At 42.7% G+C, this 13891-nt stretch carries 7 protein-coding genes and 1 pseudogene; 6 read left to right on the top strand and 2 right to left on the bottom strand.

Annotated features, from left to right (window positions below; genetic code table 11):
* Positions 1 to 81 precede the first annotated feature (81 nt).
* From EKM70_RS04470 to EKM70_RS04455, 4 genes and pseudogenes are all read left to right on the top strand, one after another.
* The gene (locus EKM70_RS04470; RefSeq protein WP_164506329.1) at positions 82 to 1827 is read left to right on the top strand and encodes a DNA methyltransferase; all 1746 of its coding nucleotides are present in this window, start codon (positions 82 to 84) and stop codon (positions 1825 to 1827) included.
* A 566-nt stretch (positions 1828 to 2393) separates the two neighbouring features.
* Positions 2394 to 5171 carry a sigma factor-like helix-turn-helix DNA-binding protein gene (locus EKM70_RS04465; RefSeq protein WP_125545649.1) on the top strand — a complete coding sequence of 926 codons (2778 nt, stop codon included), beginning with the start codon at positions 2394 to 2396 and terminating at the stop codon, positions 5169 to 5171.
* A 66-nt stretch (positions 5172 to 5237) separates the two neighbouring features.
* Positions 5238 to 5402: pseudogene (locus tag EKM70_RS04460) on the top strand (23S rRNA (pseudouridine(1915)-N(3))-methyltransferase RlmH); the annotation flags it as partial.
* A 105-nt stretch (positions 5403 to 5507) separates the two neighbouring features.
* A complete protein-coding gene (locus EKM70_RS04455; RefSeq protein ID WP_125545647.1) occupies positions 5508 to 6008 on the top strand; it encodes a hypothetical protein in 501 nt (166 codons plus the stop codon).
* 272 nt (positions 6009 to 6280) lie between these two features.
* Here the strand turns inward: EKM70_RS04455 and EKM70_RS04450 are convergent, their stop codons facing one another.
* Positions 6281 to 6661: a MerR family transcriptional regulator gene (locus tag EKM70_RS04450; protein ID WP_125545645.1), complete on the bottom strand. Its 381-nt coding sequence runs from the start codon at positions 6659 to 6661 to the stop codon at positions 6281 to 6283.
* A gap of 70 nt (positions 6662 to 6731) precedes the next feature.
* Between EKM70_RS04450 and EKM70_RS04445 the strand changes: the two genes are divergently transcribed.
* A complete protein-coding gene (locus tag EKM70_RS04445; RefSeq protein WP_125545643.1) occupies positions 6732 to 7442 on the top strand; it encodes an SDR family NAD(P)-dependent oxidoreductase in 711 nt (236 codons plus the stop codon).
* Positions 7443 to 7946: 504 nt separating this feature from the next.
* Positions 7947 to 9788: a DUF5776 domain-containing protein gene (locus EKM70_RS04440; protein ID WP_125545641.1), complete on the top strand. Its 1842-nt coding sequence runs from the start codon at positions 7947 to 7949 to the stop codon at positions 9786 to 9788.
* Between the two features lie 186 nt (positions 9789 to 9974).
* Here EKM70_RS04440 and EKM70_RS04435 read toward each other — a convergent pair whose 3' ends face one another.
* Positions 9975 to 13589 carry an SEC10/PgrA surface exclusion domain-containing protein gene (locus tag EKM70_RS04435; protein ID WP_125545639.1) on the bottom strand — a complete coding sequence of 1205 codons (3615 nt, stop codon included), beginning with the start codon at positions 13587 to 13589 and terminating at the stop codon, positions 9975 to 9977.
* Positions 13590 to 13891: the final 302 nt, after the last annotated feature.

Genomic DNA, 13891 nt, shown 5'->3' with positions numbered 1-13891 from the left:
AAATTCCTTCCTTTTGAGAGACGATTTATTCATTATACGCTCTCTTAAAAGTTGTCTCAGGAATCAGCTTACATCCACAGGTTGGAGCATCAAGTTATTGACGAAATTATTCGTCGTAAGGGACTTTTTGTCGATTTCGGTTTTGAAGGTCCGACAGATGTAGGGTTTGATGGAGCTGGAAATTTTATTGATTTTCGGAAAGCACGTTCACAAGCTACATGGCAACCATTAATTGGAGTGGAAGTGGAGCAATTTAATGGAATTGAAATTGGGATTCCGTATGTAGATAAAGATGGAAATAAAAAATATAACGAATATCCTATTGAAATTGCCAAAGCGGGTATGTGGATGATGGATCATTTATTGAATAGGGAACTTTCAGAATATGTTCTCGCAGGAGCTCCTTATCTACGAATTCCCTTGCACAGAACTGCTAATATTGTCCAGGGAGATGCTTTGAAAGTTGATTGGGATAGTGTGGTTTCATTCAGGAAATTAAGCTACATATTGGGTAATCCACCATTCCTGGGGGTTAAAAATCCTGAATATTCCAATAGTATGAAAAAGAGTGTACAAGCTTTAGTGCAAGATATAAAAACTGGTTCCTTGGACTATGTATGTGGTTGGTGGCTTAAGGCAGCAAGAATTATGAAGGAGCATCCATCTATAAAGACAGCTTTTGTTTCTAGTAATTCTATTACACAGGGAATACAGCCAACAATTTGGATGAAGTACGTGATGAGTTTGAATAATGTGATTGTATTTGCGCATCAAAGCTTTGATTGGAATAATAGAGGAGCCAAGGTTACAGTCGTGATTATTGGAATGGAACAGAGGGAAGAGGCACCCGAGGACAGGTATATATACTTATACCGTAAGGAGAACAAGAATGAGGCAGTTGGTGAGCTAGTAGCAAATATTAATCAATATCTTCGAGACGATAAGAGTGTATTTATTGAAACAGTAAGTACACCAATTGATTCGAGATCTGTAATGAAGCAAGGCATGAAGACTTTGGATAATCATAATTATTTGTTGTCAGATGTTGAAGTAAAAGAATTGAACACTGTTAGTAAGAACATGAGGCAGCATGTTGTTGATTTTGTTAGTGCGAGAGATTTAGTGACTAATAACAACAGGCCAATAATTTATGTTGGAGATAACGATCCAGAGGTAATTAATTATCCACTGGTGAGAGAAAAAATAAAAGCAACCCAAATATATAGAGAGGGTGGTGCGAGGACGACTAGGGCTTATGCCTCCACGCCTACAAAGATGTCTAAGGATAATGGAATTTTATCTAATATATATGCTATGCCACAAACTACATCTGGTAATCGAAACTACTTAACTGTAGTCCTGTATCAGTACCCGATGATTCCGTCTCAAGGTTTAAGATGGTTTAAACGAGATGATTGGGTATTTTCTCTTCTTTCTACAAGACTACACATGCTTTGGAATAAAGCCATAGCTGGTAGATTACGAAAGGACATGCAATATACTAATACATTGATTTATAATACGTTTGTTTTTCCAAAGGCAACTGAGCTTGAGAAGAAAACTGCAATCAAACTGGCAATGCAAATGTTATCGATTAGAAATAGTCATATAGAGCATGGAGAAATAATTCGAGATTTGTATGGTGAAAAAATGCCCAATGATCTTAAGGAGTCTCTCCAAAAGTTGGATGTTTTTGTGGAAGGTTTGTATTTGAAGGAAATGGGATGGCAACGGTTCGATTCGGATAAGCAGAGAACGGACATGCTTTTTAGCTTGTATCAGAAATATATTTATCCTAAGGCAAAAAAGCATATGAATGCTCTGTGAGATGAGTTCTAGAAAGCAGTCAGTTAAATGACTAAAATTTTTATGAAAGTCAAGAACGGTATAGTTTCGATTTCTTTCGGCCTGTTGTCAACGAGTGTTGGTGAAGAGAATCCGAGAGGTTCAATTCATTTTCGAATTGGGCCTTTTGAAGATTTGCTTTGAACTCGACTTGTATTCTGTAATTGAAGTTGATCCAATACGGTATCCGTAGGTAGTACGTTTTATCTGCTAAAGGTTGAAAGTACTCAAATAGGCCTCATCCCTTGTGGCGCTTGAACTAAATTGAGTTGAAATGGACCTTCTATGTTACTAGGTATTACAGAAGGATGTTGAATCATGAGCAAAACAGAAGATTAGTCCGATACGACTCTCCGTATCATAAGTGACGCGTTTTTTTGGAGAAGTTGATACATAAAAGGCTACTCGTTATGAGTAGCCTTTTGTGCCTAATAAAGGGTAGAGTTCCTTTTTGTATCTAATGGATTACTCTTGTGAATAATCAGCGTTAACGATGATTATTGTAGTATAGTAATCTTAAGAGATTTTTTTATGAGGTGACTTCAAAGATGTCATTAGACAACATCCAACCAAAAGTAGATTCTCCAGTAACTAATCGGCAATTAATTCCAACGGATAATCAGTTAATTCATGATATTTTAGTGAATCAATTAAAAATTACTTACATTGATGAGATTACACCGCAGATTTTAGCACAGCTTCAAACCTTTAAAGGAATCGGATCTGCCAAAATTCAATTAGTGAATAGTTGGTTAGACCCCAATTTTGCGGCCAAAAGTATTCCAAACATGATACCTATAGAAACAGACATAAATCAATCAACTTATTATCCCGAAATTTTGTTACCTACTTTAGCTGAAAAATTAAAAATAGTTACCGATGTGACTGCGCGACTCGCTGGTTTGTCAGATAACGATTATCAAGTGAAACTTTTTTTGAAACAATTGGGAATTACAGGGAGCACTAGTAAAGATTTAGTATGGGCTTGGTCCCTAGAAGTTTCCCACTATGAAGAATGGAAAACAATCCATGCCGGCGAGAAATTCGTTATTGATCAACTGCAAACTCGATTAGACTTACTAGGATTACGGCTACCAGCCAATACTACAGAATTAATTGTTGATTCTGACGTACGTACCGGTTCGGGCGAAATCCTCAATGAAGTTCTGTATCGCCTTGAAACGGTAGCTGATCGATTTACACGGTTTGACGCAGCTTTCCAAAGGGCCGTAGATCATAGCAAACACTGGGCAGATATCATTAGATTGGATAAGCTTCTGAACTCCCCAACATTAAATGAAATTGGCCAACAATTAGGATTAACACGTGAACGAGTTCGTCAAATTAAAGCACGAATTAATGGTGCTCGAGACTGGTGGTCCCAAATCTATCAGATTCAAGAGGTTATCGCGCTAACAGCCATTATCCCCGATAGAGCCGTTCTTTGGCAAGATTTATCAGCGGATATTCAAGCTAGAATAGCCGTTCTTGAAATTCCTAAAATTACAATAGCAAGATTACCAATACTTGTCATGCCTAATCTTGAAAAAGAAATCCGTCAACAATTAATTCGATTAGATTGGCAACTAGTTGATACGACTGAGACATTTTCCACTAAGCGATTGGCTATTTTTAGAGAACTACTTCCTAACTATGACCTTCAATCGGATAATTTGATACGTGATATTCAAAGTCAGTATGATTATCCTTATTTTCTCGGAGATACTTTATACAGACGGAAAATGACGGGTACAACCTATCTCCTGAAATTAGCTACAGACAATCCTAATATGGTTTTTAATTGTGACACGTCAGGAATTAGCCAACTAAAAACGATTTTTCAGCAACAATTTCATCATGATTTATTCCAACGTCCTGTGAAGAATGAGTCCCGTGCCCTTACGAGTAAATTTTTTCGACTAGTCGATACAAACGAGTTAACTTATCTAGGAAACAGTCAGTTCAGATTAGCTAATCATCGAAAACTATCCCCGACCTTGTGTGATCGAGTTGCGTCTACATTGAATGCGAGACTGAAAGACGTCCCCGAGGTGTCACTTAATAGTTTGTATCAACAGTTTAAACATGAGGCCGACTACGCTAATATTGAAAACCGATATGAATTTTACTATGAACTTCGTTATTTTCTAAGCGGTGAGTTTACATTTGGGCATGCAAATACAATGAGTATTCGTAAGGACGGCGCTGTTATAACTTCCATTCAGGAAAGCCTACAACAATACTTAACCAACAATGGTGGTTACGCTCGAGTAGAAGAGGTTTGTCAGGCATTCGGTTGGCCAGATTATACCGTGAATCAAACTGTTTTCTTTTGTCCAACTGTAAATATTCATGATAATTGGGTCTTACAACAGGACTTCGTATTACCGCAAAGTCTACAGATTTACTTGCAAGGTTTAATTACTCAGCAAACCAACCAGCATCCAGAATATCTTCTCATCAATGAAATTAAAAAACAGCTTTTAGAGGATCCTATCTGGAAACAACGTCTTTTAGAAGCAACTTCCCAGTTACCATTCGCAGAAAAATATTTAACAAGCACCAAATACTTTGCAGACATTGTTGTTTGGCTGGATCCTCGTTGGAAGGGACATGCTTTTGTAAAATATAAAAATGATAATTTTGATTATGCTCAATTATTAGCAGATTCTTTCCAACAACAAGTTCTATCGCGATCAATAATTAGCACATTTTATCATGACCTTGGATATAAAGATTCCTCCATTTACTTTATCATTCGTCGCTTACAAGATCGTAATCGATTAATAGCGGTTGGTAATAATAACCTCGTGTTAGCTTCCCGCTTATCCTCCCTTTTAGATCGTTCAAAAGTAACCGAAGCCGTAAATCGCTTTTTAGGCAAACAGTTACCTTTTTCGCAACCAGATGCCTACGTATCTTTAGTAGATCAATCTACTCTACCATCAAATTTACCGCACTTAACTGGTTTGGAATGGACGCCTGAGCTAATAAGCTACATTGCAACCCAAGATTCGTATTATCGTAAACTGGAGTGGCAAGGACCGGATAATGTTGTTTTACCAATAGACCCCATGATTATGGTGCGTAGAAATAGTTCAATCACTTCTATAACAGCACTAACCCGGACGCTTATGAGTCATTATCAAGGTGAGTGGAACGTATCAGGAGTAGTCAATTATCTGAAAAGCTGCCAGATTTTAATTAATCCTAAGGGAACCCAGATTCCAGAAGTTTTGTCAGACGTTTTGTATATCGATGATTATAAAATGGTTCATCTTAAAAGATTAAAGGTTGAAAGCGCCAAAACTGACCATAAATCCTGATGTTAGAGGTCTGTGATAATAGATTTTAGACACTATTAAGCACTACCAAGTAATCTTTTAGTTCGCGTCATTGGTGGCTTGCTGGGACTGACGCCAGCCGTCCTGAAGCGGGCGAACACGCAGATTTCGTTTGGCCGCTTTACGTTGCCACACCAGTTGATGCGGTTAGTGTTGACGGAGCAGGTTTACCGGGCGTTTATGATTAATGAAGGGTCTCCATATCATAAGTGACGCGGTTTTTCTTGGGATTAATCGCTGAGTGGGTGGTTACAGGGAGTTCGTATCTTGTATCCGAGTGAGATTCCATGCGGTATTGAAAAGATTGGATAGATTGAGATGGAATTATTATTGAATCTGGAAGGTTGTTATCTACACTTCAAGACGAGTGTTGTGGCAAATCGATTGCGCGTGGAGGATGAAGAATATTTTGACAGATTAGTAGGGTTCTCGATTCGATTTTTGTGGGGAAACAAAGTAGCTGTAAAGTATTCAAGCAGCTGGGGATGGCCAGATATTAAGGCATTAGCAACCAGTTGTTTAGACTTCTCATTAGGACGACAAGCTGAACCATTTACTTCCGTGTACACAAATTTGGATGGCGAAAATGATCTTCAAGTGGTATTTGATAATCAAGACGGTGTTGCCTATTTAAAGATACCTTTGGCGAACGAGAATGGAGAGGTAACAAGCCATTCATTGACAATTACCTTGTCGCGAAAAAACTGTGCAGATTTAGCCATCTATCTACGAGTAAGGAGTCGGATAGTTTCTAAGCAAGAGGCTCAAGTACAACGTTTGATTGATAATGGGACCATCATTGAATATGAAGGTTATTGACGCCTTGATGACTGGGCGTTCCATGTTATGCTCTAATACTTCTTGGTGATTGTGCTACGAAGTGAAAAAGGGTCCTCACCAGACAAGATGGTTTCTTGTCTGGTGAGGACCTTTTAGTATTACCGGATCTAGTCTTGATTGTGACGACGGGAGCTGTAGCAAGTGCAACGACACCACTTTCGAGTTACTGGGACTGACGTCAGCCGTCTAGAAGCGGGTGAATACCTAGATATCCTTTGGTTGGTTCACGCTGTCCCACTCATTGATGCTGCTCACATCACCGCACCATCCCCAGCTAAATATCGTTCCAGCTTATGGTCAATCACTTTCAGCTGCTCCTGCTTATCAGCAATTGAAGCGATGACTTGTTTACGCTGTTCGCGCATTAATTCAATTCGTTGCGGTAAGCTGCTATCGCCCTCGCGTACTAAGGTGGTGTAGTGTTGCAATTCAACAATCGACATGCCAGCTTCTCGCAAATAATGGAGATTAGTTATCCAGTGTAGGTCTTCATCGTTAAAGATTCGCTGATTATTTTTATTGCGCTTTTCTGGTGGTAATAAGCCACACTCTAAGTAATATCTGACTGTTCGAATCGTGACATTAGCGGCTTTCGCAAACTCACCGATCCGCATCACTTGATTATTTTCCATTTTGGCTTGACCTCCCGTTACGTTAGGCTGTTATAGTAAATCCATCATAACAGAAAAGGGAGCTATGGATATGACTATCAAGACATTAATTACTGGTGCTGATCGCGGGATGGGTTATGAATTAGCCCTAGAACTTGGTTTGAAAGGCCAGTATATCTATGTTGGTTCTAGGAATTTAGCTCGAGGACAGGCCGCTGTTGCCCAGCTCGAGGCTGCTGGTGTTCAGGCTCAGGCGGTACAGTTAGATGTGACCGACCATGAGTCGATTGTTGCCGCGAAAAAGAGTATTACTAATCTAGATATTCTAATCAATAACGCTGGGATTGCCGTTGATCATGAGACCAAGCCATCAGAATTATCACTAGACGCAATTCGGCAAGACTTTAATGTGAATTATTTCGGTTTAATCGACGTCACGCAGGTCTTCTTACCACTTTTGAAGGCGGCGCCGGCTGGCCGAATTATCAATATCTCTAGTGCAGTGGGGTCATTGACGCTGGCCAGCGATGCCAATACCAGCATTCACAGGCTACAAGCATCTGGCTATCAGGCTTCCAAGTCAGCGGTTAATATGTTCACTATCAAACTCGCCGCTGAACTTGAGGGAACACCGGTTACGGTAAACGCCGTCAATCCTGGTTGGGTCGACACTAGTTTTGGTGGTGGCGGCGGTAATCGGACCGTGCAAGTGGGTGTGGCGCGGACTGTGGAATTGGCCACTTCTGATGAGCTGACTGATTCTGGCACATTTTCAGATATCGATGGTGTCGTCCCTTGGTAATCGGCTTAAACCAAGTACGACAAGGTAGAGTTGAAGGAAAAAGTATTTGAAAATGAAATTACATCCGCAGATTTTTCTCCTAGCGAAAAGCATAATCATTAATGATTAATAATCCAGAAAAATCCGTCATGTGAAGAAGCTGGATTGAGATGATCCCTCAGGTTGAGTATAAACTCCAACCTGAGGGTTTTGTTATGGAACAAAAATGGCAAAGAATGAGGGAAATTTGAATCCATTGATTTTGATACCTATTGGTGTACGTTTAGAAAACAGTACATCATAGTAAGCTAAGTGATTGGAGTAACCGGAGGCGAGTCTGTTAGGGGCAACCATAACTTTTGACGACTTTTTTAGTCCAAGACTCACACTTTCTCAGGCATAGAATATGTTACACTATGGGTGTTAAAGGAAACGGTTTCAGATAACATTAAGTTGAGCAGTTATTTGTATACAGTTGTTAGGAAACGCAGATGGACTCAGCTAATACTAGGGAGGATGTAGTTCATGAAGCGAAGTGTAGTCGGAGTTGCAGTAGCAGCGGGAGTGGCCTTTTGTGGTGTTCAGGTATTGGGAACAGTGCCCACGTTGCCTACGATTGGAACAGAGGTCGTTGCGCATGCGTCGGATGCAAAGGTTGTTGATTCGGGAACGTTGGGGACTTGTCCGTGGAATATTACGGCTGATGGCGTCCTCCATGTTGAGAGCGGAACATTGCCAGAAGCGTATAAGTTGTGGAGTAACATGGCTGGCCCACTTACAAGTATTCAGATTTGGGAAAATGGAGAACTAGGAGAGAACGGGGAACCGGACCATCATAATTTCCCATTTCAGACGATTTCGTTTGACGGTCAAGTTAAGACACCGGTGAATGCTTCGTTTTTGTTTTCTGAGTTACTTTACAACGGTGATGATGGTGCGCCACAGATCAAAAACTGGCAAAATCTGGATACCAGTGATTCGACAAATTTTTCGTTCATGTTTTATGATAGTAAACAAGATAACGTTGATGTGTCGCATTTTAATACAAGTAAGGCACTAAACATGCATGGCATGTTTAGTGGTACTATTCTTGGTGAGGGTTATGAGAACCTGAATACAAGAAAAGTTACTGATATGGGAGAGATGTTCAGAGAATATGGCGATGATAATCCTTCATCTTTAGATTTATCGAGTTTTGATGTTAGTAAGGTAAATTCGGATAAAGGTGTTGCCCAATATGGTGGTCCCGTAGCGGGTGGATTTACTGATATGTTTGCTGGGACTAATGTTAAGAATCTTAATATTGGTAATTGGAAGCCCAATATATCTCTTGCTGGGATGTTTTCTGGTTCTGATATGTCAAAAATAAGTAAGCTAACCTTAAGTCCTCAGGACAACTTGACTGATTCTAAATTACTTGGACCAGATACGAATGCTACTAAGGATTCAGACTATACTGGAAAATGGGAAAATAGTAACGATCAATATTTGAAGCCCGATGATTCCAATAAAACTACTTATACTACGGCTGGTTTGATTTCTGAATATAATGGGAGCACCGCTCCAGCTGGAAATCAAACGTATCAATGGGAACCAGTAGTCACGCCAGGAAATCCTGTGACGATTCATTACATTGCTCAGGATGGCAAAACGATTCAGCCGGATACGCAACTCCCAGGTGCGTTAGACGCGACCTATACCGTTAAGCCAGCAACGATTAAGGGTTATCAGTATGTCAGTGCTGATGCCCCACTCACCGGGACCTATACGGCCGATCCACAGAGTGTAACGCTGACATATAAGGTGGCACCTGTTACGCCGGGTGGCAATGGCTCAGGCAATTCGAGTGAGTCGTCGAACTCCAGCGACAGTTCTTCAACGGGTGACCAGGGCCATACCAAAGTAGTCGCTAAAAAGGATCGGGCGATCACGGCAGTTAAGAAGATCGGCTTTTACAATACGCCAGACTTCAGTAAGAAGACGCGTCAATACTACTATGCCAAGCAGAAACGAACGCGACGGCCACAGTTTGTGATTACCGGAGTTGCACAGTCCAAGAACGGTTTCAAACGGTACTTGGTCCGCGACGTGACACCTGGATCCAAGCGCTATGGCAAGACCGGATACATTACGGCCAAGCGGGCGTTTACGGTGCATACGTATTACCAGCACAACCCTAAGCGCGTCAAGGTCATCTTAGGAACGAACGTTTATCGTGACAAGGTACTTAAGCATCGGGTAAAACACTTGAAGCGTGGAACGGTATTACACGTTAAGAAGATTGTGCGTTATCACTTAACGACACGGTTGGTTCTAAGTGACGGGAGTTTCGTTACGAGTAATAAGATGAAAGTGCTTGAGAAGTAACGGTTACTAGTAGACTGAAACTTCGTAATTAAAATAGGCAGACTTGAATCGTAAATTTCGATTCGAGCCTGCCTATCTTTTGTCTCGGAGGAGAGCGATACCTGATAATACTTAAAAACCTCCTCACTAGCTGATTCTCTAGTGAGGAGGTTTTTTGATAGCTAACGATGGCTGAGTATCGCCAAATTAGTCTTGATTGCGACGGCGGCGTGCACCGAAGAACCAGAAGAAGGCAGCTGCGGCAAGAGCGACGACACCACCTAAAATGTAGAACTGACGCTTGTCGTTAGCCTTGTTAGTAGCTGATTCATTGTGTTTAGGAGCAGAGGCTTGTTGCGTGGTATTGCTAGTCGTTGAATTATCGTTGTTCGGCTTGGACTGCTTATTAGACTTGGCCTTGTTCTTAGAAGTGGTGTTTTTACCAGACTTCTTGGACGTGGTATCGGTCGTAGCGGCCTTTGCAACGGTCGTCCCAGTGAGTTGGTCGAAACCGTTACTGACAGCTGGAATGACGGCGCTCAGGGCACCTTGAGCTTGGTTATCGGCAAAGGCTAAAATGGAGGTCCCTTGATAGTTTCCAGAACGAGAAGTTGTGAATGAGGCGTGACGGCCAGTGCTAGTTGAAGCACCAGTGCCCTTATTTGCCTTCTTATCGGCCGTGGTGGCCTTTTTGGTAGTCTTCTTAGCTGATTTCTTAGTGGCCTTTTTAACCGCCTTAGCGGGCTTCTTAGCCGGGTCAGTGGCTGGCTTGTCAGCGGGGTCTGTTGTTGCCGGTTCAGTTCCAGGATTGGCTGGCTGAGTCGGCGTCGTGGTTCCGGTTTGACCGCTGTTATTGTGATTGTTATTTGCGGCGATCAGGTCGTTCAATACCTTTTGACGAACGGTGGCCAAGTTTTGGTCAGCATCAGTCTTGGCTAGCTTAGCCTTATCGAGGGTGTCATTGGCTGCGGATAAGGTCTTCTGAGCCTTGTCGAAATTATCATTTGCTGTGGCATTGGCAGTCTTAGCGTTCTCGAGGAGACCTTCGGCAGTAGCAACAGCAGTGTCTGCGGCAGTAGCAGCACTCGATGCAGTATCAAACGAATTTTGAGCGGTCTCTAAGGCTTTGTTGGCTAGAGAAGCGGCATCATAAGTCTTTGTGACGTTGTTGGCAAGATCCGTCTGGTTTTGGGCTGCTGTTTGAGCAGCTTTAGCGGCCGTTTCACTATCCGTGGCAGCGTTAGTGGCGGTAGTTTGTGCCGTAGTGACATCGCCCAAAGCGGCGTTATATGCAGTTAATAGAGCAGCTAAACTATCTGTCTTTGCCTGTTCCGCTGGAACGAGCGATTGGAGACTAGACAGATGATATTTTGAGTCGTTGAGTTTAGAGTTGGCTGTTGAGAGAGCAGACGAAGCTTGAGCGACGGCTTTTGTAGCATTGGTTGCCGCGATGCTAGCTTTGTCGTAAGCATCTTGGGCGGTAGCAAGTAGGGCTTTCTTTGCATTTGAATCGTTGTTGTTAGCGTCATTGGTGTCGCTAGCTGTGTTAGCGGCTATTTGCTTGGTAGATACAGTACTTGTGGCTGTGGTTACGGCAGCATTAGCCGTATTGGCGGCCTTCTGAGCAGCGTCAGCATGGTCTTTTGCCGTAGTCTGAGTGGTTTTAGCGGTTTCTAAGTCACTAGCAGCCGTTGTGGATTTACCTTGCGCATCAGTTGTAGCGATCTTAGCATTAGCCAAAGCAGTCTGTTGCGTACCAAGTTGTTTCTTTAAATCGTCGACCTTTTTCTGTGCGGTTGCGGCATCTGTTGTCGTGTCAATGACTGTACTAGTGCTGGTATCGAATTTAGAGGCATCCTTAATGTAAGTTGAGGTACCTATGACTTGTTCAAAGTGAATTTGACCAAGAGAATCAATCGATAATCCAAAATAGTTGGCTGGAGAACTACTATCTTTATCGACGACACCAGCTAACGTGGTCGCACTGCCAAAGGCGGCATCTTGGTCATTAAACATCATAGTTTTAATAGTGTCATAGATACCACGTTTAACATCATCTAATGTCGTAGCACCGGCCAGTTTATCCTTTGTTCCAGTGATTTCATAGTAGTTGCTATCGGCGTTTAATCCATAGTCGCTAGCGGCAGCGGTGATGGCGGGAGTATCGTGAACACTTGCATTGTTCGGGTTGTCAAGATCCCAGTTGTCTGTATCGTAGGTGTTCGCAATTTCTTTGGCAAAATCTATCATGGTTGTCGTAAGTGTAACGGGTGTTTGTCCAAGTTGGCTTCGTATCTGATTGATTAAAGAAACCGCAAACTTTGCGAGATCTTGGGACTGTTCATCGGTTAACGATCCAGCAGTGTACGGAATAGCTTCATCGCTAGCGTTTGATTGATACTGGTTATTTTCATTATCCAAGCCGGGTTTGGCTAAAGTTGCTAAGTTCGCGGCAGCTGCTGTCACAGCGCTTTGATATGGAAGCATGTTTGAGGAATCCGCGGATACTACTTTAGCATAAGAATCGGCTACCGATTTTGTGTCAGTAGTTGAATTTGCTTTGTCGGCCGCAACAGCTGCAGTCCACAAGGCACTGTCTTTAATGTACTTTTGGAGATATGGGGCAAGTGAATTGTTTGCGTCGGCCATATCTATAAGAGCTTGTGCAGTCAGGCTGGTGGGTAATGTAATTGTGCTTGGCGTTTGAATAGCAGCTTCAGCAGTAGCTATGGCTGCTGAAGTTTGGTCGACAGCCGCTTGAGCAGCGGTCTGAGCGTTAGCGGCGTCTGCAGCTGCTTTGGCGGCTGTTGAGGCAGCTGTGGACTTGGCAGCAAAGTCTGCATCAGCGGCAGTTGAGTCAGCTTGAGCTTTCTTAAGATTTGTGTTTGCTTGGCTGGCCTTATCGGTAGCATCATTTACATTTTCTATTGCAGTTGCCAGTGCTTCATTAGCGGCATCTAGCTCTGATTTTGAGCTAGTTGCTGTTTCTTGTGCGGTATTATAGTCGCTTTGTGCTTTGCTTAGAGCGTCCTTAGCAGTCTGTAAGGCTGCCGTTTTCTCACTGGCCGCTTGCTTGGCTTGCGCAAGCGTATCGTTAGCGTCGTTAGCAGCTTGAGTCTGGTTGGTAATGTCATTAGCTACTGAGTTGAGAGTGGCGGTATCGGTGTCGACAACGTATTGATCGTCAGAGACTCTTTGTTTTAAGTCTGCAACAGAAGGGGTTTTTGTATAGGGAGAATCTGCTTGGAGCACGATTTGTAATGCACTAGAAACCGCTGCTTTTGCATCTTCCAAAGATTTTTGAGCAGCTGCAGCTGAGCTTGCAGCATCAGTGGAATTCTTTTGGGCGGTTGCAGTAGACTCCGCGGCGGCCAAACTGTCTTGAACGGCAGTCGAACTGGCACTATTGGCTTTTTTTGCATCGTCCTGGGCAGTATCTAAAGCTGTCTGAGCTTCTGACTTAGCGCCGGAAGATTCAGTTTGCTTATCGGTCGCGTCACTAAGGGACTTTGCGGCTTTGGTTACGGCTTGTGACGTTTGGTCGGCAGTAGATGAGGCCGATTCGGCATCAGAACTAGCCTTGGTAGCGCTGGACTCGGCATCTGTGACGGCTGCGGCGGCTGAGTCAGCTGCACTGCTGGCAGTTTTGACTTCTGGTGAAGCCTCAACTTGTGGGTTTAACTCGTCTTGTGATCCCTGGTTAACGGTCGTCGCGTCACTGGTAGTGGGTATTGTGGCGGCATTAGCGATCACATTGCTGGTCATCACAGTACCGGCCAGAACGGCGGTTGTTCCCGCGACAATCTGAATAGTCTTCTTCATAAAGAATAATCTCCCTTGGAAATAAAAGTATATAAAACTTACTATTGGGACAGACGGTAACCGTCATTGACCGTTGATTAAGAATGAGTTCAAAGTCAACAATGTTAGCGGTTACAAAACATCCGAAAAATCTAACTAACTTCGCTAATGCTCTGATGCTCCTGACTTAAATAATTACAGGGCAGCTGCATCGGCATTACATGAAAAAATCCTGTTTCAGGCAGTTAGTCATCATGACTACCGGCGTCCTAGTCGAAATTCCGAGATGGTCATCGTGCTACGGTTCTGGCTAACTTATAAAC

The organism is Levilactobacillus lindianensis (genome assembly GCF_003946095.1).
In the GTDB taxonomy this organism is placed as follows: Bacteria; Bacillota; Bacilli; order Lactobacillales; family Lactobacillaceae; genus Levilactobacillus; species Levilactobacillus lindianensis.
This window is presented reverse-complemented; position numbering and strand designations above follow the sequence as displayed.

What these genes read in the sequence shown, in the direction of transcription:
- EKM70_RS04440 (WP_125545641.1), top strand. Translation starts at nt 7,947, where the DNA reads ATGAAGCGAAGTGTAGTCGGAGTTGCAGTAGCAGCGGGAGTGGCCTTT.
- EKM70_RS04445 (WP_125545643.1), top strand. Translation starts at nt 6,732, where the DNA reads ATGACTATCAAGACATTAATTACTGGTGCTGATCGCGGGATGGGTTAT.
- EKM70_RS04435 (WP_125545639.1), bottom strand. Translation starts at nt 13,589, where the DNA reads ATGAAGAAGACTATTCAGATTGTCGCGGGAACAACCGCCGTTCTGGCC.
- EKM70_RS04450 (WP_125545645.1), bottom strand. Translation starts at nt 6,661, where the DNA reads ATGGAAAATAATCAAGTGATGCGGATCGGTGAGTTTGCGAAAGCCGCT.
- EKM70_RS04465 (WP_125545649.1), top strand. Translation starts at nt 2,394, where the DNA reads ATGTCATTAGACAACATCCAACCAAAAGTAGATTCTCCAGTAACTAAT.
- EKM70_RS04455 (WP_125545647.1), top strand. Translation starts at nt 5,508, where the DNA reads ATGGAATTATTATTGAATCTGGAAGGTTGTTATCTACACTTCAAGACG.